This window comes from Phaeobacter sp. SYSU ZJ3003 (genome assembly GCF_041300735.1).
In the GTDB taxonomy this organism is placed as follows: domain Bacteria; phylum Pseudomonadota; class Alphaproteobacteria; order Rhodobacterales; family Rhodobacteraceae; genus Phycobacter; species Phycobacter gallaeciensis_A.
Map to the genome: position 1 here is coordinate 1 of NZ_PXNU01000012.1, position 21,442 is coordinate 21,442.

Annotated in this window: 17 protein-coding genes; 5 read left to right on the forward strand and 12 right to left on the reverse strand. The window is 62.4% G+C overall.

All coding sequences use genetic code 11. From position 1 onward, the window contains the following. Window positions 1-226 precede the first annotated feature (226 nt). The 4 genes from C6W91_RS05040 to C6W91_RS05055 form a co-directional block, all read right to left on the reverse strand. Window positions 227-2,209 carry an FAD-dependent oxidoreductase gene (locus C6W91_RS05040; protein ID WP_370570476.1) on the reverse strand — a complete coding sequence of 661 codons (1,983 nt, stop codon included), beginning with the start codon at window positions 2,207-2,209 and terminating at the stop codon, window positions 227-229. Window positions 2,210-2,212: 3 nt separating this feature from the next. Continuing rightward, entirely contained in the window at window positions 2,213-2,938 is a 726-nt protein-coding gene (locus tag C6W91_RS05045) for an NAD(P)-binding domain-containing protein (RefSeq protein ID WP_274837694.1), read from the reverse strand. A gap of 1 nt (window position 2,939) precedes the next feature. After that, window positions 2,940-4,985, reverse strand: a complete 2,046-nt coding sequence (locus C6W91_RS05050; protein ID WP_274837693.1) for an NADH:flavin oxidoreductase — start codon at window positions 4,983-4,985, stop codon at window positions 2,940-2,942. 90 nt (window positions 4,986-5,075) lie between these two features. After that, window positions 5,076-6,638, reverse strand: a complete 1,563-nt coding sequence (locus C6W91_RS05055; RefSeq protein WP_274837692.1) for a trimethylamine methyltransferase family protein — start codon at window positions 6,636-6,638, stop codon at window positions 5,076-5,078. 115 nt (window positions 6,639-6,753) lie between these two features. Between C6W91_RS05055 and C6W91_RS05060 the strand changes: the two genes are divergently transcribed. After that, window positions 6,754-7,380: a TetR/AcrR family transcriptional regulator gene (locus C6W91_RS05060; protein WP_274837691.1), complete on the forward strand. Its 627-nt coding sequence runs from the start codon at window positions 6,754-6,756 to the stop codon at window positions 7,378-7,380. Window positions 7,381-7,395: 15 nt separating this feature from the next. Here C6W91_RS05060 and C6W91_RS05065 read toward each other — a convergent pair whose 3' ends face one another. Together C6W91_RS05065 and C6W91_RS05070 are read right to left on the reverse strand one after the other, a co-directional pair. Next, window positions 7,396-8,172 carry a cyclase family protein gene (locus C6W91_RS05065; RefSeq protein WP_274837690.1) on the reverse strand — a complete coding sequence of 259 codons (777 nt, stop codon included), beginning with the start codon at window positions 8,170-8,172 and terminating at the stop codon, window positions 7,396-7,398. Window positions 8,173-8,210: 38 nt separating this feature from the next. Next, window positions 8,211-9,089 carry a LysR family transcriptional regulator gene (locus tag C6W91_RS05070; protein ID WP_370570477.1) on the reverse strand — a complete coding sequence of 293 codons (879 nt, stop codon included), beginning with the start codon at window positions 9,087-9,089 and terminating at the stop codon, window positions 8,211-8,213. 122 nt (window positions 9,090-9,211) lie between these two features. Between C6W91_RS05070 and C6W91_RS05075 the strand changes: the two genes are divergently transcribed. Further along, the gene (locus C6W91_RS05075) at window positions 9,212-9,493 is read left to right on the forward strand and encodes a DUF1330 domain-containing protein (RefSeq protein WP_274831230.1); all 282 of its coding nucleotides are present in this window, start codon (window positions 9,212-9,214) and stop codon (window positions 9,491-9,493) included. A gap of 67 nt (window positions 9,494-9,560) precedes the next feature. Here the strand turns inward: C6W91_RS05075 and fdhF are convergent, their stop codons facing one another. The 4 genes from fdhF to C6W91_RS05095 form a co-directional block, all read right to left on the reverse strand. Beyond that, the gene (fdhF, locus tag C6W91_RS05080; protein WP_274831231.1) at window positions 9,561-12,335 is read right to left on the reverse strand and encodes a formate dehydrogenase subunit alpha; all 2,775 of its coding nucleotides are present in this window, start codon (window positions 12,333-12,335) and stop codon (window positions 9,561-9,563) included. Between the two features lie 3 nt (window positions 12,336-12,338). Next, entirely contained in the window at window positions 12,339-12,473 is a 135-nt protein-coding gene (locus C6W91_RS05085) for a hypothetical protein (RefSeq protein WP_257784212.1), read from the reverse strand. A gap of 2 nt (window positions 12,474-12,475) precedes the next feature. Then, window positions 12,476-14,164, reverse strand: coding sequence for an NAD(P)H-dependent oxidoreductase subunit E (locus tag C6W91_RS05090; protein WP_274831232.1), 1,689 nt, complete (start codon window positions 14,162-14,164; stop codon window positions 12,476-12,478). Between the two features lie 94 nt (window positions 14,165-14,258). Continuing rightward, a complete protein-coding gene (locus tag C6W91_RS05095; RefSeq protein WP_274831233.1) occupies window positions 14,259-15,167 on the reverse strand; it encodes a LysR family transcriptional regulator in 909 nt (302 codons plus the stop codon). Window positions 15,168-15,671: 504 nt separating this feature from the next. Between C6W91_RS05095 and C6W91_RS05100 the strand changes: the two genes are divergently transcribed. Next, window positions 15,672-16,241 (forward strand): hypothetical protein, encoded by a 570-nt coding sequence (locus tag C6W91_RS05100; protein ID WP_065272785.1) that lies wholly within the window; start codon window positions 15,672-15,674, stop codon window positions 16,239-16,241. Window positions 16,242-16,284: 43 nt separating this feature from the next. Beyond that, complete coding sequence (locus tag C6W91_RS05105; protein WP_370570478.1) at window positions 16,285-18,114, forward strand: methyl-accepting chemotaxis protein; 1,830 nt, start codon at window positions 16,285-16,287, stop codon at window positions 18,112-18,114. Between the two features lie 99 nt (window positions 18,115-18,213). On the opposite strand, the gene dacB is transcribed toward C6W91_RS05105, so the two are convergent. Beyond that, window positions 18,214-19,698, reverse strand: a complete 1,485-nt coding sequence (gene dacB / locus C6W91_RS05110; protein ID WP_370570479.1) for a D-alanyl-D-alanine carboxypeptidase/D-alanyl-D-alanine-endopeptidase — start codon at window positions 19,696-19,698, stop codon at window positions 18,214-18,216. Window positions 19,699-19,811: 113 nt separating this feature from the next. Between dacB and C6W91_RS05115 the strand changes: the two genes are divergently transcribed. After that, window positions 19,812-20,618, forward strand: coding sequence for a DMT family transporter (locus C6W91_RS05115; RefSeq protein WP_274831138.1), 807 nt, complete (start codon window positions 19,812-19,814; stop codon window positions 20,616-20,618). Here the strand turns inward: C6W91_RS05115 and C6W91_RS05120 are convergent. Further along, window positions 20,607-21,212, reverse strand: coding sequence for a nicotinate-nucleotide adenylyltransferase (locus C6W91_RS05120; protein WP_370570539.1), 606 nt, complete (start codon window positions 21,210-21,212; stop codon window positions 20,607-20,609). The genes C6W91_RS05115 and C6W91_RS05120 overlap by 12 nt on opposite strands. Window positions 21,213-21,442 lie beyond the last annotated feature (230 nt).

A 21,442-nucleotide genomic window follows, 5' to 3' on the forward strand; every position in this document is an offset into this window, starting at 1 on the left:
CGAAAAAACGGGAAAAATCTCGCAAGACATAACAAAATCAAACTCTTAGCCAACACTTAAATCTGACCCCGATGCGCTGTTGAGCGGTACCTTCTCCTTTTTGCAGGCCCTCCCCCCCACACTCGGCGAGGGATGCTTAGTCCTCCACAGGGTTATCCACAGAATGCCGTTGAATCACGCCTGAAAGGGGCTGGAATCGGATGGAAATCGCCCGGACGAGAGCCAGTCAGAGGGCCAAACCGACTCGACGACCATCGTAGATTGCCTGCGCCGCCATCCGGGGCGCATCGGCATCACCGACGAGTTGCGGCGTAACACCCAGCCCGATCAACTCGTCCCGCAGAGACATATCCGCATGGTTCGGGACCGCCATTACCAAATCGTCTGCCGGAATGGCCCTTTGCGAGCCGGTCAGCAAGCAGGTCACCGTCGCGCCCTGCCCGTCCCAGCCTGCGATGGCGGCCTCGGTTATAAATGTGACACCCAACTCCGCCAGTGCGCGGCGCAGGTGGAGATCCGTGGCCGAACGCTGCAGCTCCTTGCCCACCATTGGGTCCGGCGTCACCAGCGTCACCCGGTGCCCGTCTTCGGCCAGCCGCCAGGCGGTGCCGCAGCCGCGCCAGTTGCCGCCTTCATCCAGGACGATCACCTCCTGGCCCAGACGGGCACGGCGGGCCATCACATCCTCGGCAGACCAGACGTGGCCGTGTTCTTTCCCCGGCAGGTGGGCCAGATGCGGTAGGGCCTTTTGGAACCCGGTCTCCGTCGGCTGGCTGCCGGTAGCCAGGACCACCCTATCGGCGCCCTCGCCCTTTATGTCCTCCGCATCCATATAGGTGTTGAGCCGGACATCAACGCCCAGACGAGTGAGCTGGCGATCGTACCAGCTGATCAGATCGGTAATCTGCCCCCGGCGTGGCTGCAGACCAGCCAGATGGAATTGCCCCCCTAGATGCGCAGCCGCCTCGACCAGGGTCACGTGGTGGCCACGCTCGGCCGCAACCCGGGCAGCCTCCAGCCCGGCGGGGCCACCGCCGACCACCAGCACCTTTTTCGGATCGGTCGTCGGGTTGAAGCGATCACCGCCCCAGTCATGCTCTCGCCCGGCGGATGGATTGACCAAGCAGGAAATCCAGTAATCCCGGCTGCGCCTCCCCCAACACTGCTGGTTACAGGACAGGCAGCCCCGGATATCCTCTGCCCTGCCCGTCTCTGCCTTGGCGACAAGATGCGGATCGGCGATCTGGCCGCGCACCAGGGACACCAGATCTGCCTCTCCCGCGCCCAAAAGGGCATTGGCGTTCTCCGGCGTGCGGATATGACTTTCGGATGTCACAAGGGCCTGCTGCACAGCGCCCTTCAGCGTTCCGGCTAGATCCGAGGTCAGCTTCTCCCCGTGCTGAAAGCTGGGCAGCAGCCGGGCGAAATCGAAATAGGAACCGGAGCCGATGGTCACATAGTCCATCGCACCTTCGCTGTCGTGCAGGGCGACGATCTCGGCCATGCTTTCACGGCTGAGAGCAATATCGACCCCCGGTTCGTCATTGACCGACAGGCCGATGATAAAGTCCTCCCCGCAGGCGCGGCGGATGCGGTGCAGGATCTCGCGCGACAGGCGGGTGCGGTTCTCCAGACTGCCGCCCCAACGATCATCGCGCTGGTTGGAAAAGGGCGTCCAGAACTGATCGAGCAGGCAATGGTAGGCGGCCCAGACCTCGACCCCGTCGAACCCTGCTTTTTGGCAGCGGATCGCGGCCTGAACGAACCCTTCGATGGTTTCCTCGATTTCGGCCTCGCTCATCATGTGGCTGGCGTCGCTGTCGTGGTAACTTGGCCCACCCGAGGGCGACCAGGCGGCGTGCCAGGAGTTGTCCTGATCGCCGTGGGCGCCGACGTGATAGAGCTGCTGAATCATCACCGCGCCTTCGGCCTTGCTGGCCTCGGTCAGGCGACGGAAGTGGGGGATCACTTCATCGCTGGAATGGAGGAAATTCCCGCGCGTCAGCACCGCAGAGGCATGCACCGGCATCGGCTCGACCACGATCATCGCCGCGCCGCCCAGCGCCCGTTCGCGGTAATAGGCCGTATGCGCCTCCCCCGGCAGGCCGCCATGGGCCATGTTGGTGGTATGGGCGCCAAAAACGATACGATTGCGCAGCGTCTTATGGCGCAGGGTCACCGGGCGAAAGATATGCGGAAAGGTGCTCATGGCTCAGCCCTCCAGGTCGTTCAGTCCTGACATCAGATCGCCGGTGATCCCGGCGTCCTCCATATGCAGGCGCAGGCGCTGGTTATAGCCGCCGGGCGTGTTCAGCGCTTCGATCAGATCGGCGCAGCCTGCCTCGGCGAGGCTGGTGGCGACCAGCATCCGCAGGAAGGCCTCTCCCTGCGCCGGATCTGCAACGCGCTCCCCCAGCCAATCCGCTGCATCGCCAACCATGCGCGCCACCGGTGACAGCACCGCCTGCGCACAAAGATAGGCGTCCAGTTCCGCACTGTCCTTCAGCGCAAAAACGGTATTGCGGATGCCAAAGATTTCATTGACCAGATCGGTATCGCCCTGCGCCATGATGGCGGATCCGCCCTGCGCAATGCCGGGGAAGGGCATCATCACCGCCGAGGCCCGCGCGGGGGCGACTAGCTCCCCCACCAGCCCGAGATCGGCGCCCGCCATGAAGGAGATCACCCGCTGATCCGCGCGAAAGGTGAGCGGCGCGAGGATACCCGGCGCGGCCCCGGCCATGAGCCCGAGAAAGATCACATCGCTTTGATCCAGAACCTGCTGGTTCGGCGCGATGGTCACGTTTTCAAACGCATCGGCCAGCGCAGCAGAGACACCCGTGCTGCGCTCCGAAACCGTGATCTGGTGGCCGTCGCCCTCAATGCCGCGCACCACCGCGGCCGCGATGGTGCCGGTTCCGATGACGCCAATGCGCATCTCAGATGTCCTTCATCAGGCGCAAGGCATCATAGATCGCCGCATGGGTGTTGCGGGCCGAAACCGCATCGCCGATGCGGAACAGCTGGAAGGTGCCATCTTCATTGCGCGCCACCTGTTGCGGCTTCCCTGCGATCAGCGCCTCGTGATCCAGCTCACCGCCATTACGGCTAAGCGGTTTCAGATCGAAGTAGAGATCATCCAGCGGCAGGGTGCCATAGTTCACCACCACCTGATCATAATCGGCGGTATAGCTGTGATCGCTGTAATCGGTGCCGATGGTGGCGGTCAGCATATTGCCGTTCTTCGCCACATCGAGCAGACGACGCGTCACGGTAAAGCGCACATCCTTGTCCTGAAGGCTGCGCATGTAAGGCACCAGGTTCATCGCCATGATATCCGGCGCGAACACACGATCCGGGGTCATCACCTCGACTGTGCTGCCTGCCGCAGCCGCAGCCTCGGCCGCCATCAGGCCGGGGTGATCGCCGCTTTCATCATAGATCAGCACGTTCTGCGCAGGCTTCACATCGCCTGAAATCAGATCCCAGGCCGAAATCACGTTGGCGGCTTCCTCCTTGACCTCGAACAGGTGGCCGTTGGGCAGACCGCCAGTGGCGACGATCACCACATCGGGGTTGAGGGCGGTGACATCCGCCGCCTCGGCCCAGGTATTGAAGAGGAAGGTCACATCACGCGCCGCACATTGGGCCATGCGCCAGTCGATGATGCCGATCATCTCGCGTCGGCGCGGGCTTTGCGCCGTCAGCAGGACCTGCCCACCGGGGTCGGCGGCAGCCTCGAACACAGTCACGTCATGACCACGCTCGGCGGCAACACGCGCTGCCTCCAGTCCAGCAGGGCCGGCGCCGATGATGACAACCTTCTTCTTCTCGTCTGCCGCCGGAATGTCATGCGGCATGGTCAGCTCGCGCCCCGTTGCGGCGTTGTGGATGCACAGGGCATCGCCCGCCTGATAGATCCGGTCCAGACAATAGGTGGCCCCGACGCAGGGACGGATATCGTCCTCGCGCCCCTCCATGATCTTTTTCACCACATGGGGGTCGGCCATATGGGCGCGGGTCATCCCCACCATATCAAGAAGCCCCGAGGCCACCGCATGGCGCGCCGTGGCCACATCGGGAATGCGCGCGGCATGGAAGGTCGGCATGCCGGTCGCCTCTTTCACCGATCCGGCAAAATCAAGATGCGGCGCGGCGGCCATGCCCTGCACCGGGATCACGTCGGTCATCGCCGGATCGGTATGGATGCGCCCCCGAATCACGTTGAGGAAATCCACCATGCCGGTGGCAGACAGGCGTTTGGAGATTTCGAGCCCCTCTTCAGGGGTGATGCCACCTGCCTGATCCTCATCCGCCGTGTAGCGCAGGCCGACGATGAAATCCTCGCCGACCCGGTCGCGCACTGCCTGAAGCACATCCAGCGGCATCTTCATGCGGCTTTCCAGACTCGCGCCGCCATAGGGCCCATCAAGATCATTGGTCAGTGGCGACCAGAACTGATCCAGAAGGTGGCCGTAGACCTGCAACTCGATGCCATCCATGCCGCCTGCCTTCATCCGCTCGGCGGCATCGGCGAAATCGGTGATGATGCGTTCGATATCCCAATCCTCGGCCAGTTTCGGAAAGGCCCGGTGCGCCGGTTCGCGGTGGCGGGTGGAGCTGACCGAAGGCAGCCAGTCGCCCTTGTTCCAGTTGGTGCGGCGACCCAGATGGGTCAGCTGGATCATTACCGCCGCACCGTGTTCATGCACCCGGTCGGTGAGCGCCTGGATCCACGGCACCACCTCGTCCTTATAGGCCAGCACGTTGTTGAACACCGGCGGGCTGTCCTTGGACACCGCCGCCGACCCCGCCGTCATGGTCAGCGCCACCCCCGCCTTGGCCCGTTCCGCGTGATAGGCCGCATAGCGTTCCTTTGGCATGCCATCCTCGGGGTAAGCCGGTTCATGGCTGGTGGTCATGATCCGGTTGCGCAGGGTCAGGTGTTTCAGTTGGTAGGGCTGCAAAAGCGGATCATTGGACATCTTGGCGCTCTCCTTGCGGGCATCTGTTGCGGGGTTGTCGGGTCAATGGTGAAACGGAAACGGGTTCAGGAAAAGGCCTCAGTACAGGACTTAATACCAGGCATCGGGGACCTCGGCTTTCTTCCGGGTGATAAAGGCCTGAAGCGCCTCATCGGTGGCTTCATCCATGGCAGGCGCCTCATAGGCGGCCAGCTGTGCCTTCCAGCGGGCGTTGGCGCGGGAGGCCGCATCGACGCCGCCCTTTTCATCCCAGGTTTCCCAGGGCTGGTGATCGTCCACCGCGCTGTCCCAATAGGCGGTCTGGTAATGGCGCAGGGTGTGCTGGGTGGAAAACAGGTGCTGCCCGGGGCCGCCTTCGGCAAGAGCGTCGAACCCGAGCGTGTCGTCGTTAACCTCGAACCCGTTCAGATAAGCATGCAGCGCCCCGCAAAGGTCCGTATCAAGGATGAACTTTTCATAGGACATCGACAAAAGCCCATCGAGGAAGCCCGCCGAATGCAGGATGTAATTCGCGCCGCATTGCACCGCTGACATCATCGACATCATCGCCTGCTGCATCGCCTGCGCGTCGGGCAGCTTCGAGGTTGAGAAATTCCCGGCGCAGCGCAGGGGTAGGTTCAGACGGCGCGCCAGCTGCCCCATGGCAAGCGAGGCCAGCGCCGGTTCCGGTGTGCCAAAGGTGGGAGAGCCCGACCGCAGCGACATGGAGCTGATGAAGGAGCCCAGAATGGTCGGGGCGCCGGGACGCTCCAGCTGGGTGATGGCGCAGGACACCATGGTTTCGGCCAGGCATTGCGCCAGCGACCCGGCCATGGTCAGCGGCGACACCGCCCCGCCCAGCAGGAAGGGCAGATGGATCGACCCTTGTCCCGCCGCCGCATAGGCGCGGATCCCCTGCGAGGTGACGCCATCGATCACCAGCGGCGAGGTGGTGTTGAAATTGCCCATGATGACGCAGTTCTGGTCGACGAAATCCGCACCAAACAGGATGCGGCACATCTCGATACTGTCCTCGGCACGCTCGGGCGCGGTGATCGACCCCAGGAAGGCCCGGTCGCTATAGCGCATATGAGCATAAACCATATCCAGATGCCGCTTGTTGACGGCAATATCGGTCGGCTCGCAGATGGTGCCGCCAGAATGGTGCAGGAAGGGGCTCATCTGCGCCAGTTTCACGAAATTGCGGAAATCGGCGATGGTGCCGTAGCGGCGGCCATTGTCCAGATCCATCACGAAAGGCGAGCCGTATGAGGGCGCCAGCACCATGGCATCGCCGCCGATTTCAACAGAATTGGCAGGATTGCGGGCGTGCTGGGTAAATCGCGCGGGCGCGGTTTTCAGGATCTCCCGGATCATGCCGGGGGCAAATTTCAGGTTCCAGCTGCTGGCGGTCAGATCGGTCACCTCGGCGCCTGCCGCGCGGAACAGGGCAACGGTTTCTGGATCGTCGCGGAACTCCAGACCGATTTCGGACATGATCCGCTCGGCGGTGGCTTCGATCTTCGCAAGGCTTTCCTCGGACAGGATATCGTAGGTGGGAATCCTGCGGCTGATATAGGGCACGCGCAGGTGTTCGTTCTGCCCCGGCTCTGCCGTGCGCCCGGCGCTGCGGCGCGCCCGCCGTCCCCGCGATTTGACTGCCACCTCTGCCATCTGTGCGACCTCCTCTTATCGAATTGACATCATCTGTTGACACCAGTGTCAATTCAATAATCACATGCGTCAACTTCGATTGCGTCACGAGGATGTCGCTGTTATGCAAAATGCCATGAACACTTCTCAGACCCTTGCAGAACTCTCTCAGCAGACCAGCAGCGCGGATGCCTGGCTGATGGCCGCCTATGAAGAGCTGACCGCCCATGGCGTCGGCGCGGTGAAGATCATGCCGCTGGCGAAAAAACTGGGGGTCTCGCGCACCAGTTTCTACTGGTATTTCAAGGATCGCGAGGCGCTGCTGGAGGCGATGATCCGCCACTGGGAGGACAAGAACACCGGCAATCTGGTCGCCCGCACCGAAGCCTATGCGGAGAATCTGTTCGAGGCGGTGTTCAACCTGTTTGATTGCTGGCTAGACCCGGATCTGTTCGATTCCCGGCTGGATCTGGCGATCCGCAACTGGGCGCGCAGCGACCCGTCGCTACAGGCCCGACTGGATCTGGCCGATGCTCGCCGCAAGAGGGCGATGACCGATATGCTGATCCGGTACGGGTATGATCCCGAGGACGCCGAGATCCGCGCACTCACCATGATCTACACCCAGATCGGCTATATCTCGATGCAGGTGCACGAGGACGCGGCCCAGCGTCTGGCGCGGATGCCGGGCTATATGGAGGTCTTCACCGGCCAGAAGCCCGCGCAAAAGGACATCGACCGCTTCATGGCGCGCCATCGCTGAACAGCGCGCTGTTCCTTAGTCGTTGAAGATCGCCACCGCCCGAATGAACCCGGCAGAGGCACCCTTGATCTTGAAGGGAAAGCAGGAAATCTCGAACCCTGTCGGCGGCAGCTGGTCAAGGTTGGTCAGCTTCTCCATATGGCAATAGCCCACCTCCATCGAGGCGCGGTGCCCTTCCCAGATGATCGCCGGGTCGCCCGATTTTGCGTATTCCTGCGCCGTCAGCGGAAAGGGCGCATCCCAGCTCCAGGCATCCGTGCCGGTGACACGCACACCCCGCTCGGTCAGGTACAGCGTCGCCCCCCGCCCGATGCCGCAGCCCCGCACCAGGTAATCGGGATGCCCATAACGCGCCCCGGCCGAGGTATTGACCACCACGATATCAAGCGGCTGCAATTCGTGGCCGATCCGGTCCAGCTCGGCCTCCACATCCGCGGCTGTAACCACATAGCCATCGTCGAAATGGCGGAAATCCAGTTTTACCCCCGGCGCCATGCACCATTCCAGCGGCACCTCGTCGATGGTGATCGCCCGCTCCCCGCCATTCATGGTGGAATGATGGTGATAGGGCGCATCCAGATGGGTGCCGTTGTGGGTGGCGATCTGCAGCCGTTCGATCGCCCAGCCCTCACCGCCGGGAAGATCCTCCCGTTTCAGCCCCGGGAAAAAGCTCATCACCTGTTCAGCGGTCTGATCGTGAGAAAGGTATTCGATCTGCGGCAGCATGATCTCTGGGTCGGACTGGATACCTGTTTCTAGAGCAACGGAAAGATCGACAAATCGGCGCGGCATGGGAAATCCTTTTTGAAATCTGCCGCGATGCTAGCGCCTCAGGGCAGGCATGAGAACAGGGTTCTGTTGTCGCGAAACCAAGGTTCCAGAATGCCCTTGAGCGCCGTGACTTTGGCCGATCCCTGCAGGTCCCGGTGGCTCAGCAACCAGATCGGCGCATAGGGTTGTACCGGCAGATGCGGCAGTGGCACCAGCTGCGGATAGGCGCGCCCAAGGAAGACGGGCATGCGCAGGGCACCCATCCCCGCCAGCGCCGCGGCAATCATACTGGGCATATCATCAAGCCGTGCCCGCACCCGTATATCGGGATGGATCTTGCTGGCGGCGGCGGGCGGCGCATCGTGCCCCGCATAAAGCACCCATTCCAGCGGTGCCTGCGGATCGCGCGCCGCCGCTTCGGCGATCTCGGGCAGCGCGAAAAAACCGCTCTGCTGTTCGGCAAGCTTGCGCCCCACCAGCGTCTCCTGCGGGTGGCGACTGATCCTGAGCGCCAGATCAGCCTCACGCCGGGCGAGATCCAGAACGCCATTGGCCGCCCTGACGGTCAGCTCCAACTGTGGGTGCCCGGCCGTGAACTCTGCCAAAAGCGGCGCCAGAAAGGTCTGGATCAGCAAGGGCGGCGCGGTGAGGCTCAAAGGGCCGCTCAGATCCTGCGCCCGGCCCGACAGGCGCCGCATCGCCGCCTGCTCCTCGGCCTCCATTCGGGCGGCGGCCGCAGCGATCTCATGCGCCTCTTCGGTCGGGTGATAGCCCTCGGGGCGGCGTTCGAACAACGGACGACCCAGCGCCTCCTCGGCGCGGCGGATGCGGCGCGCCACGGTGGTATAGGTCAGCCCCAGCTGCGCGCCCGCAGCGGCCAGATTGCCGCCGCGCACCAGCGCAAGAACGGTCTGCATATCATCCCATGTGATCTTCATGCGTGCGTTTTTGCATGTCTGATGTCGAAATTCACGCGTTTTTCTACACCACACTGCCGGGCATTCAGCACGGGTTGAAACACGGGTCGCAAACCCGACCACTCCACAGAAGGAAACGCATCATGGTTTATGCCTATGTCAATCTGCCCATCACCGACCCCGACAGCTTTGCCGCCTATCGCGAAAAAGCAGGCGCCGCGCTTGCAAAACACGGGGCGCGGGTCGTGACCTCCTCCCCGCAGCAGCAGGTGATCGAAGGCTCCCGTGACGAAACCGGGGTCGGCGTGATCCTGGAATTCGACAGCACCGAGGCTGCGCTCGACTGGATCAACGATGAAGAATTGAAAGAAGTGCACGGCCTGCGTCAGGCCGCGGGCAACGGGGCCATCACCCTGTTGGGCTAACCCATAAAAATAAAACCGGGCGCAATATGGCTGACATTGCGCCCGGTAACAGTTTCATTTGGCTGGATTACTCCGCCGCGATCTGCTCTTCCGCCTTTTCGACCCGGACCGCCGAGAATTTGAACTCGGGGATCATGCCGTAGGGGTCCAGCGCCGAGTTGGTCAGCACGTTGGCTGCCGCCTCCACATAGGCGAAGGGCACAAAGACCATATCTTCGGACACGGCCCGGTCGGCGCGCGCCATGATCTTGATCGAGCCGCGCCGGGTGGAGAGACGCACCATGCCGCCGGGCTCGACACCCAGTTTGCGCAGGGTCTTCGGATGCAGCGAGCAGTTCGCTTCCGGCTCTACCGCATCCAGCACCAGCGACCGGCGGGTCATCGCTCCGGTGTGCCAATGCTCCAGCTGGCGGCCGGTGGTCATGATCATCGGATACTCATCATCCGGCGCCTCATCCGGGGCGATCACTGCCGCCGGCGTGAACATCGCCTTGCCACCTTCGCGCGGGAAGCCATCGCCGAACACCACCGACTGGCCCGGATCCTCGGGCGACAGCGACGGGTAGGCCACGGTCTCGTTCTCCAGCCGCTCCCAGGTGATGTTGTTGAGCGACTTCATGTTGAGCTTCATCTCGGCAAAGACCTCGGACACATCGGTATAGGTCCAGGGCAGACCGATCCGCTGCGCCAGATCGACGGTGATCGACCAATCCTCGCGCGCCTCACCCGGAGGGGCGACAGCCGGGCGGACCCGCTGCACCTGCCGGTTGGTGTTCGAGACGGTGCCGTTTTTCTCGTAAAGGGCCGAGGCGGGCAGGATGATGTCGGCAAAGTTCGCAGTCTCGGTCAGGAAGATATCCTGCACGATCATCAGTTCCAGCTTAGCAAAGGCCTCCCGCGCGTGATCCGCGTCGGGGTCGGACATCGCCGGGTTCTCACCTTGGATGTACATGCCCTTGATATTGCCCGCATAGACCTGATCGACGATCTCCGTCACCGTCAGGCCCTTCTCGTTCGAGAAGTCGCCGCCACCCCAGACATCGGTAAAGGAGCTGCGCACTTCGTCGCTGGTCACCGTCTGGTAATCCGGCAGGAACATCGGGATCAGGCCGGCATCGGATGCGCCTTGCACATTGTTCTGACCGCGCAGCGGGTGCAGGCCCGTGCCCGGACGCCCGACGTTGCCGGTCATCAGCGCCAGGCTGATAAGGCAGCGCGAGTTGTCGGTGCCGTGGATATGCTGGCTGACGCCCATGCCCCAGAAGATCAGCGCAGATTGCGCGCCAGCGAACATCCGGGCCACGCGGCGCAGCTGCTCCGGCGGGATGCCACAGATTTCGCTCATCTTCTCAGGGGTGAACTGGCGCAGATGCTCTTTCTCGGCGGCCCAGTTGTCGGTCCAGCGGTGGATGTACTGGCTGTCGTAGAGCTCCTCCTCGACGATCACATTCATGATCGCGTTCAGCATCGACACATCCGCGCCGGGGCGGAACTGCAGCATCTCAGTGGCGTAGCGGCGCATGCCGACACCGCGCGGATCCATCACGATCAGCTTGCCACCGCGTTTGGTGAACTGCTTGAAGTAGGTCGCCGCCACCGGGTGGTTCTCGATCGGGTTGGCACCGATGATGATCGCTACATCGGCGTTTTCGATCTCGTTGAAGCTGGCGGTCACCGCACCGGAGCCGACGTTCTCGATCAGCGCCGCCACCGAGGAAGCGTGGCACAGACGGGTGCAGTGGTCGACGTTGTTGTGCTTGAAGCCTTGGCGAATGAACTTCTGGAAGAGATAGGCTTCTTCGTTGGTGCATTTTGCCGAGCCAAAGCCCGCAACGTTGCGCGGATCCTCGTTGCGCAGCTTGATCAGCCCCTTGGCCGCGAGATCCAGCGCCTCTTCCCAAGTCGCTTCGCGGAAATGGGTGGAGAGGTTGCCCGGATCGACGTTTAGCCCCTTGGCCGGCGCGTCGTCGCGACGGATCAGCGGCTTGGTCAGGCGGTGCGGGTGGTGGATATAGTCGTAACCGAAGCGGCCCTTGACGCAGAGACGGCCTTCGTTCGCCGGGCCATTGATGCCCTCGACGTATTTGACCTTGCCGTCCTTCACCTTGAGGCTGACCTTGCAGCCGACGCCGCAGAAGGGGCAGACGCTCTCGGTTTCGGAATCGTAATCCTTGCTGTCGCCAACCTGCGCCTCGTCCACCACAGAGGCGGGCATCAGCGCGCCGGTCGGGCAGGCCTGCACGCATTCGCCGCAGGCCACGCAGGAGGATGCGCCCATCGGGTCGGCGATATCAAAGGTCGGATAGGCATCGTGACCACGCCCGGCCATGCCGATCACGTCGTTCACCTGCACTTCGCGGCATGCACGCACGCAGAGGCCGCAGGAAATACAGGCGTCAAGGTTCACGCTCATCGCGACATGGCTATCGTCGAGCAGCGGAATGCGACCCTCTTCCAGTTTCGGGAAACGCGACTCCGAAACCCCGTTCAGCTCGGCCATGTCCCACAGGTGCGAGGACTTATCATGCGCCTCTTCCTGTTTGGGCTGGTCGGCCACCAGCAGTTCCATCACCATTTTGCGGGCGTTTGTGGCGCGCGCGTTATTGGTGGTGACAACCATGCCCTCGGCGGGTTCGCGGATACAGGAAGCTGCGAGCGTGCGCTCGCCTTCGATCTCCACCATGCAGGCGCGACAGTTGCCGTCGGGGCGGTAGCCGGGCTGCGGCTTGTGGCACAGGTGCGGGATTTTCAGACCGCGACCGTTGGCGACTTCCCAGATGGTCATGCCCGCATCCGCGGTGACCTGTTCGCCGTCGAGGGTAAAGGTGATTTGCTTCGACATGGCTCAGATCTCCTTGGCTTGCGAAGATGAGAATAGGGGAGTGCCCGACCCGGGGTGGGCGTGAAGCGCCCGCCCATGGGGGCGGGTCGGGCGCTGCCCGGCGTTACCCGCCGGGCGGAACATCAACTGAAGGATCATGCTCAGATCTCCTCCGGGAAATGCTTCATGGTCAAACGGATCGGGTTCGGCGCAGCCTGGCCCAGACCACAAATAGACGCATCGACCATGGTCTGGCTCAGCTCCTCCAAAAGGCCCTGATCCCACTTGTCGGCCTGCATCAGTTTTACCGCCTTCTCGCAGCCAGCCCGGCAGGGGGTGCACTGGCCACAGCTTTCATCCTCAAAGAACCGCAGCATATTGAGCGCGGCCTCGCGGGCGCTGTCCTGATCGGACAGGACCACCACGGCGGCCGAGCCGATGAATGTGCCATGCGGTTGCAGCGTGTCGAAATCGAGCGGGATATCGTCCATATGCGCTGGCAACAGACCGGAGGACGGACCGCCCGGCTGATAGGCCTTGAAGGCGTGGCCATCGAGCATACCGCCCGCAGCCTCGATGATATCAGCGATGGTGGAACCTGCAGGCAGCAGATGAACACCGGGGTTCTTGACCCGGCCCGAGACGGAGTAGTTGCGTAGCCCCTTGCGACCGTTCTTTTCAACCGAATTCAGCACTTCGGGGCCAAACCGGCAGATGCGCGCCACCCAGTAGAGGGTTTCGACATTGTGCACGAGCGTCGGCTGACCAAAGATCCCCACCTGCGCCACAAACGGCGGGCGGTGGCGCGGTTCACCGCGCTTGCCTTCGATGCTTTCGATCATCGCGCTTTCTTCGCCGCAGATATAGGCCCCTGCCCCGCGGCGCAGATCGATATAGCCTTCCTCGACAATACCGGCATCTTCCAGCGCCTTGATCTCGCGGCGCAGGATTTCCAGCACCGCCGGATATTCGTCGCGCATATAGATAAAGGCTTTCTCGGCCTCGACGGCCCAGGCGCCGATCAGCATGCCCTCAAGGAACATATGCGGGTCGCGTTCAAGATGGTGACGGTCCTTGAATGTGCCGGGCTCGCCCTCATCGCCGTTTACCGCCAGATAGCGGGGACCGGGATTGGCGCGTACAAAGCCCCATTTCTTACCCGAGGGGAAACCGGCGCCGCCAAGACCGCGCAAACCGGCCTCAAGCACCTTGTCCTGCACCGCTTCCCAGTCGCCGCCCGCGCGCAGCTCGGCAAGGATGCGATAGCCGCCATCGGCGACATATTCGGCATAGGTTTGGTAATCGGGGATCTGCGGGTGGGTGTCACCGGCGTGAACGGCGGCAATCGCCTTTTCCGCGGTGGCGTGATCGATGTGATTGTGACCGATCTCCAGCACCGGCGCCGTGTCGCAACGGCCCATGCAAGGCGCGCGCAGCAGACGCACCTCGGACGGGTCCAGCCCATCCTCCAGCGCTTTTTGCAGCTGCTGGGCACCGGCCAGTTCGCAGGACAGGCTGTCGCAAACCCGGATGGTCAGCGCAGGCGGCGGGGTCTCGCCTTCCTTCACCACATCGAAATGTGCGTAGAAACTGGCGACCTCATAGATCTCGGCCTGACCGGTGCGCATTTCCTCGGCCAGCGCCCGGATATGCGCCGCACTGAGACAGCCATACGCATCTTGGATGAGATGCAGGAATTCGATCAGAAGATCGCGATTGCGGGGACGGTCCCCCAGAAGTGCCAAGACTTCCTCGTGGGCCTGATCGTCAAGCTGACGACCCTTGGGGGTTTTGCGTCCCTTGCCCTTGCCGGATTTCCATACGCCCTTGCTATTGTCCAACGGTGCCACGTTGATCTCCACTTCGCTGGTGCCATGCGCTTTGGCATTTCATCAGCTGTGAATATCGTCAAATCGCATATTCATAAGGCACGATAACGAAGACTTATTGCTCAAAGGCGGCAACCACGTCCCTCAGCGCCCGGACCGTGGTCAGCTCGGGCTGGCGGTCCAGCGTGGCCATGCAGATCGGCCGCGCCTGTTCCGGCGCCTCCAGCCGCAGCACCCGGGTTCCTTCGATCGGGCCCAGCGCATCGGCCAGCGCTTGCGGCAGGATGGTAGCCACAAGCCCCTCACGCGCCATAATAATAGCGGACATAAAGCCGCTGGATTCCGACAGGACCTCGGGCCGCAGCCCCTGCTCGGCAAAGATCCAATCCAGAATACGCCGGTTCTGCATCGATTGATCCAAGAGGCTCAGCGGCAGTTCAGCAGCCTGTGCCCAGCTGATTTCACCGGCGCCCTCGCCCGCCTGCAGAGCGATCTGCGCCACCAAGCGGACCGGCGCCAGAACCACATAACGTTCGTCGTAAAGCGGCTGCCTGATCACAAGATTTTGTTCGATGGAGTCCATATACGTGAGCCCCGCATCCAGCGTTCCCTCGAACAGACGCTGCTGGATGGCCGCCGAAGACATCACGTTGATTCGAGCGAGAATGCGCGGGTGGGCCTGTTGCAGCCGGTTGACCAACCGCGCCGCGAAACTGGTGGCCGTCGGCACCACACCCAGATCCAGCGTGCCAGTAACCTGCCCGCGGGCCGCCGCGATCTCCTGCTCCAGCGCCCGGGCGTCATCCAGCAGCGACCGGCCCCGCGCCACGATCAGCTCGCCTTCGCCTGTCAAACCCTGAAACCGGTTGCCGCGCCGCACGATGGACACGCCCAACTTGTCCTCCAGGTTGCGGATCCGCATCGAGAAGGCAGGCTGCGACATGCCGCATTCTTGTGCAGCTTTGGCGAAATGCTGGTGTCGGGCCAGCGCCGTTAGCAGCTGTAGGTCTTTGAGCTCAATCATGCGGTGACATTAGGGGCTTGCAGAGTGCAACTTCAATGCCGCGCGGTTCGGTCCAGATCACAATGACTTTTCCAATATTCGAAAGCTCGCGATGCCTGACATAAGCAGAATGCGATGCCATGAATGGAATCGACTGGTAACCGCCCCTGTGCCGTCAATATTCAACCATCAAAAACGCCATGAAAACCGCGAGATAACACTTACAATTTTAAGCTTGTTATCTCCAATGCCCCCCCCCTGCACACGCCCCCCTTCCCCCTGTTTCAAGGCTGTGTCTTCCTTACTGCGCCCTGTCACACAATCGTGATTTTGAATGTAATTCAGAGGCTTGCTGCATTTCGCAGGCACGCCCCCGATCAGTCGCTGCAACGCAGAATTTCCCTTCAAAACCTGGCCCAAAGGCCGCCCAGGCCCCTCACTGCACCGTTAATTCATCCGTAAACCCTTGGACCTAGCGTCGATCATGGTCTGCATCCCGACCTAAATCACAGCAAAGAGTATCCAATGCGTATAGTTACCTGTTCCGCCCTGTTTTCCCTTGTTCTGTCGCCCGTCTGGGCCAACGACTTTGAGCCAAGCATGAAAGCGTATCTGGAAAATAGCATCCGTGACTGGGCAACCGCCCCGGTTCTGATTGATGCCATCAACGGGCAAAACGCCCGGACTTCCGGCTATTCGCAGGCTCAGATCGATGCCATGGACACAGCTTGGCGCGCCGAAGTGGGGACCGCCTCCACACCGACGATCACGCCTGTGCTGGAGAATGCCGCCGCCGACTTCCTGCGCGAGCAGGTGGTGAAATCGGGTGGCCAGATCACCGAAGTTTTCGTCATGGATGCCCATGGGCTGAACGTGGCTGCCTCGGCGGCGACCTCTGACATGTGGCAAGGCGACGAGGCCAAGTTCCAGCAGACCTACCCCGTCGGCCCGGATGCCGCGCACTTCGGGGATGTCGAGCTTGATGCATCTACCCAAAGCTATCAGGCGCAAATCTCGCTTACCATTGTGGATCCCGCAACCGGCGCTCCGATCGGAGCAATGACGGTGGCTGTTGACGCTGAATCGCTGATGTAATCCAGCGCGTTCCACGCACTGCAAAAGATCGAAAGGTGCACAAATGAAAGTCCGTCTTCCCTCGATATCCCTGTTCAAAGGCATGTCGGTATTCATGAAATGCTGCCTGTTGATCGCGGCAACCACTCTGGTGGTAGCCGGATCGCTGACCTACAAGAACGAGAAGACCTTCAGGGCCGCCGTTGAAAAGGGCGTCCGCACGCTGGGCAGCGGGGTCACAATCACCGTGGCGGCCCGCAGTGGCGGCGCCATCCGGTTTGGGGACTCGGACCGGCTGTCGGCTGATATCGAGAAACTGATCGAACTGTCCGATGGCCGCGCCCTGGCAGGGGTTGCCGTAAACAAGGATGGCAAGGTCGTTGCAACCGGTGGAGAAATCAGCGAAGCCGACCAGGCAAAGCTGAGCGAGCTCGGCCATGCCTCGGCCCAGTCTGGTCAGACGGAAATGTCGGCGGACGGTTACTATGTTGCCGCTCCCGCGACGGCCGGGGCCGATGGATCCGTCATTGTCGGCTCTGTCGCAATGCTCTGGTCGCCCGAGGTGGCCTTTGCCGAAGCCGCCTTTGACGAAATGATGTCCATGGTCTTCGCGATCGCCGCCTTTGTGATCATGTGTACACTATCGGTCTTTGCACTGCGCTCTATCCTGTCGCGCCCGCTCAGCAGCGTCACCAAGTCGATCGACGTGATTGCCGACGGCGATTACGACACCGAAGTCAGCCACCTGGACCGCCGCGACGAAATCGGCCGGATTGCCCAGACGCTGGATCATTTGAAGTCCCAACTGGCCGCCGCCCGTGAGGTGGAGGAGCAGCGCAAGGTGGCCCAGGCTGAGCAGAAAAAGGTCGTCGAGACGCTGAACGTGGCGCTGCAGGACATGTCCGAAGGCGATCTGAGCAAGACCATCGACACGCCGTTTGCCACCGAATACGAAAGCCTGCGCCAGAACTACAATGCCACCGTGGAAAAGATGGTCGGCATCATCGACGCAGTGATCGACAATTCGACCCGCATCCGGGAAAACTCCGAGGAAATCAGCCAGTCGTCCAGCGATCTGTCGCAGCGCACCGAAAGCCAGGCGGCCACGCTGGAGGAGACTGCAGCGGCCATGGAAGAGCTGACCGTCAGCGTCCGCTCCGCCGCGGATGGCGCCAAGGAAGTTGAAACCATCGTGACCGAGGCGAAATCCACCGCCGAGCAAAGCGGCAAGGTGGTGACCGATGCGGTCAACGCGATGTCCCAGATCGAAACCTCTTCCGAAAAGATCTCGCAGATCATCTCGGTCATTGACGATATCTCCTTCCAGACCAACCTTCTGGCGCTGAACGCCGGGGTGGAAGCCGCCCGTGCAGGCGAAGCAGGCCGTGGCTTTGCCGTCGTTGCCTCGGAAGTGCGTGCCCTGGCGCAGCGTTCCTCGGATGCTGCTCAGGAGATCAAGGGCCTCATCGCCGAAAGTTCCCAGCATGTGAACAAGGGCGTTGATCTTGTCGGCAAGGCCGGTGACGAGCTGAAGAAGATCATCGACCGCGTCGGCACCATCTCCGGCCATATCTCCGAGATCGCCGGCGGCGCGCGGGAACAGTCGACAACACTGGCCGAGATCAACACCGGCGTCACCCAGCTGGATCAGGTCACCCAGCACAACGCCGCCATGGTCGAAGAGGCAACCGCCGCAGCCCAGATCCTGCGCAACGATGCCAACGAACTGGCCCGGCATGTCTCGGTCTTCAACACCGGGGGCGGTCGTCGCCCCGTGGCCAGCATCGCAACGATGCCCGCGCCATCGGCCCACCCGGCACCCGGCAGCGAGAACGACGATTTCTTTGCGGACGAGCCGCCTGCGAAAGTGGCGGTAGGCTGGGAAGACTTCTGATCCCCGCCCACTCCTCAGGGATAATAAAAACGCGGCCAAATAGGGGCCGCGTTTTTCATTGTAAGGGGGCACCATCGGCCTTTTGGGAAGGCGCCGGTGTCAACTTCCGTAAACGCTGCCCCAGCGCTCGATCAGCATCTGTTGCAGCGCTTTCGCCTTGCGGTTCCATCCACGCGCGCCTGGCGGGCGCTCCCGGTCGGCGCGTTTGATCCGTGACCGGGCCGTGGTGTTGGCGGCAAAGATCGCAAAGGCCAACTCGGTACCGTCGGCAGCCGTCATGAAACCGCCCAGCCCCGAGACGAAATTCAGGGTCCCGGTCTTGGCCAGTACTTTGATGGGATGAGATTTCAAGACCCGCCCTTTGCGGTCCCGCATCGGAAACGGTTTCAGCAAGGGCTTCAGCTGCCCTGCCCCATGATCCGCGATCAGCACCGTGACCAGATCATCCGGCGTCATCCGCGAGGCATCGCCAAGGCCCGAATGATCCACCAACCGGCTGTCTTTCATACCGTACTTACGCGCTGCCCAATCGCTCATCTGGGCAGCGGACTGCCGCAGCGATCCGGGACGCTTGCCCGCTGCTGCTGTCGCCGACATGCCGATCATTTCAGCCATCAGATTGTTGGAATACTTCAGCATCGCCTTCAGCATCACACTCAGCGGCGGGCTCTGATGCTGGGCAAGAACCTGCGTCTGCGGCAGGCTCTGCGTGACCTTGGCCTTGCGCAGGGCAATACCGTGCGACCGCGCCAGGGTCCGGAACACATCCCCCGCATATTCCGCCGGGCGCCGCACCGGCAACCAGCGCGAACCACCATTGCCCAGCGCCTGACTGGCCACGGTCCAGGTATCGGCGCCGCCCCGGTCCGCATAGGTATAGACCGGCAGGGCGCGGTTCTTCACCGCCATGCGCGCCATGGCAACTTCGGGGCGGTATTTCTCGGTGCGGGCATCCATGCTGACGGACCAGCCCTTGGCCCCGCGTTTCCATTCGAAATGAACACGGTTGAAATTGAGCGCGATGCCAGACACCGCCGGGCTGTAACCCACGTGATCCGGCTGCTCCGGATCGATCGACTGCACCTGTGGCAAGGCGCCATCCCAGACTTTGAAATCGCCACGCACCTCACGCAGGCCCGCGGCCTTCATGCTACGCGCCAGCTGCGCCAGATGGTCGGTGTTCAGCATCGGATCGCCGCCACCAGCAAGGATCAGATCACCATGCAGCACGCCACTGCGGATCTGGCCTGCGGCCAGAATATGGGTGGCAAACCGGTGTTCGGCCCCCAGCACATCAAGGGAATAAAGCGCCGTCAGGGTTTTTGCGACGCTGGCCGGCGGCAGCCCCGCCGCGCCCGCTTGCGATTCAAGCCGCGCTCCGGTTTTGACATCCGCCACCGCGCAGGCGACCTTGCCCTGAAGGCCAGAGCGCGCAAGCACCGTCTCCAGATCCGCCACCGCCGCAGCGGTCCGTTCTTGTGTCCGAGCTACAGGACGCAGGGACACCGTCGGCGCATTGGCCCAGCTTGCCGATCCTGCTAGCGCCGCCACCCCGGCGCCAAGGAATTTTCGTCGCGATATCATATCTGTCAGTGTCTTATAAAAACTGCCAAACGGCAAACCCGGGCGGCTTTTCCTGTTTCGCCTCCGTGCCCTGCCTGCTACCGCTGGCCCCCATGTTGCAAGCAGTCACTATCATGTTCATCGCCATGTCAATGATCCCTGCCGGGGATCTTTGCGGGAAGTTATTGACCAGCAGCGGTCTGGCAACACCCGGGTTCGTGGCCTGGTCGCGGTTTGCCATCGGTGCGCTGCTGGTGCTGCCCTTTGCCCCGCGGGGTTGCCTGCGCCTGCTGAAGGACTGGCGGATCTGGCTGCGCGCGAGCCTCATTACCGGCGGCATCCTGTCGATCCAGACGGCCCTGCAGACCGAGGCGATCGCCGATGTCTTTGCCGCCTTCTTCATCGGGCCGGTGATCAGCTATGTATTGTCTGTGACCCTTTTGCGGGAAAGTACCACGCCGCTGCGCGCAATCCTGATGGGCGCAGGCTTTTGCGGTGTGCTTCTGGTGGTCCGCCCCGGCTTCGGTGGCTCGGCCAATCTGATGTATGCGGTTCTGGCGGGTTGTTTCTACGGCTGTTTCCTGACGGCGTCGCGCTGGCTGGCCCATGTCGGCAAACCGGTCGAGCTGAGCTTTACGCAGCTCCTGCTCAGCGCGCTGTTTCTGTTGCCGCTTGGCCTGTCCAACCTGCCCGAGGCGAGTCTCTCTACCGCCGCCCTGACCGTCGGAAGCGCGACCTTTTCCATGCTGGGGAACCTGCTACTGCTCTATGCCTATAGCCGGAGCGAGGCCTCGCGTCTGGCGCCCACCGTCTATTTCCAGCTGATCGCGGCGGTGCTGCTGGGCTGGGCCGTCTTCGGTCAATTGCCGGATCTTCTGACATGGGCCGGGCTTCTGGTGGTGATCAGCGCCGGGATCGCCTCGGCCAGCTTACGTCGCTGACCAGTCCCCCCGCGCGCGGATTTCCGTCGAACTGGTATCGACCATCGGCACATTCAGGAAACACCAGGCAGGAGTCTCTGCCCCGGCCAGCAGGTGGCTCTGGCTGCTTTTCAGCCGGTAGTGCCCATAGATCTTCGCAGCCGGAGACAGCCGCGCCGAGATCCGGTCGCCGGGGCGCGCCAGCACCCCGACCGGCACCGTCTCAAGGATCTCGCGCCAGTCCTTCCAGCGGTGAAAATGGGTGAGGTTGTCCGCCCCCATCAGCCAAACAAATCGCACGCCGGGATAACGCGCCCGCAGATGCCGCAGGGTCTCCGCCGTGTAACGCGTGCCAAGGCGCGCCTCGATATCGCTGATCTCGATCCGCGGATGCTGCATCATCTCCCGCGCCGCCGCGACCCGCCGCTCCAGCGTGGCCGGGGCACGGGATTTGAGAGGATTACCGGGCGACACCAGCCAGAGCATCCGATCCAGCCCAAACCGTTTCAGCGCCGCAAGACTGATCTGCACATGCCCCATGTGCGGCGGATCAAAGGAGCCGCCAAGCAGCCCCACGCGCATGCCGGGCCGAAGATATGGAAATCCACAGGTCATGGCCGCTTGATGCGCATAGTTCTGCGGGGAAATCAATTGGGTGCGCCCCTCGGTTTGGACGCGGGTCCTTCCCAGGTGAGGCAAACCGCGCATTGGAGCGTTGCACTGATGGTTTATGCACACCTCCAAGATGCTGTGCGCGTCAGGGCCTCAGCCCCGCGCGCCTACCCGATTGCTCCTTGCCCCCCCATCCGCTATCACACCGGGCAGCGAATTTTCCCGATTATGGA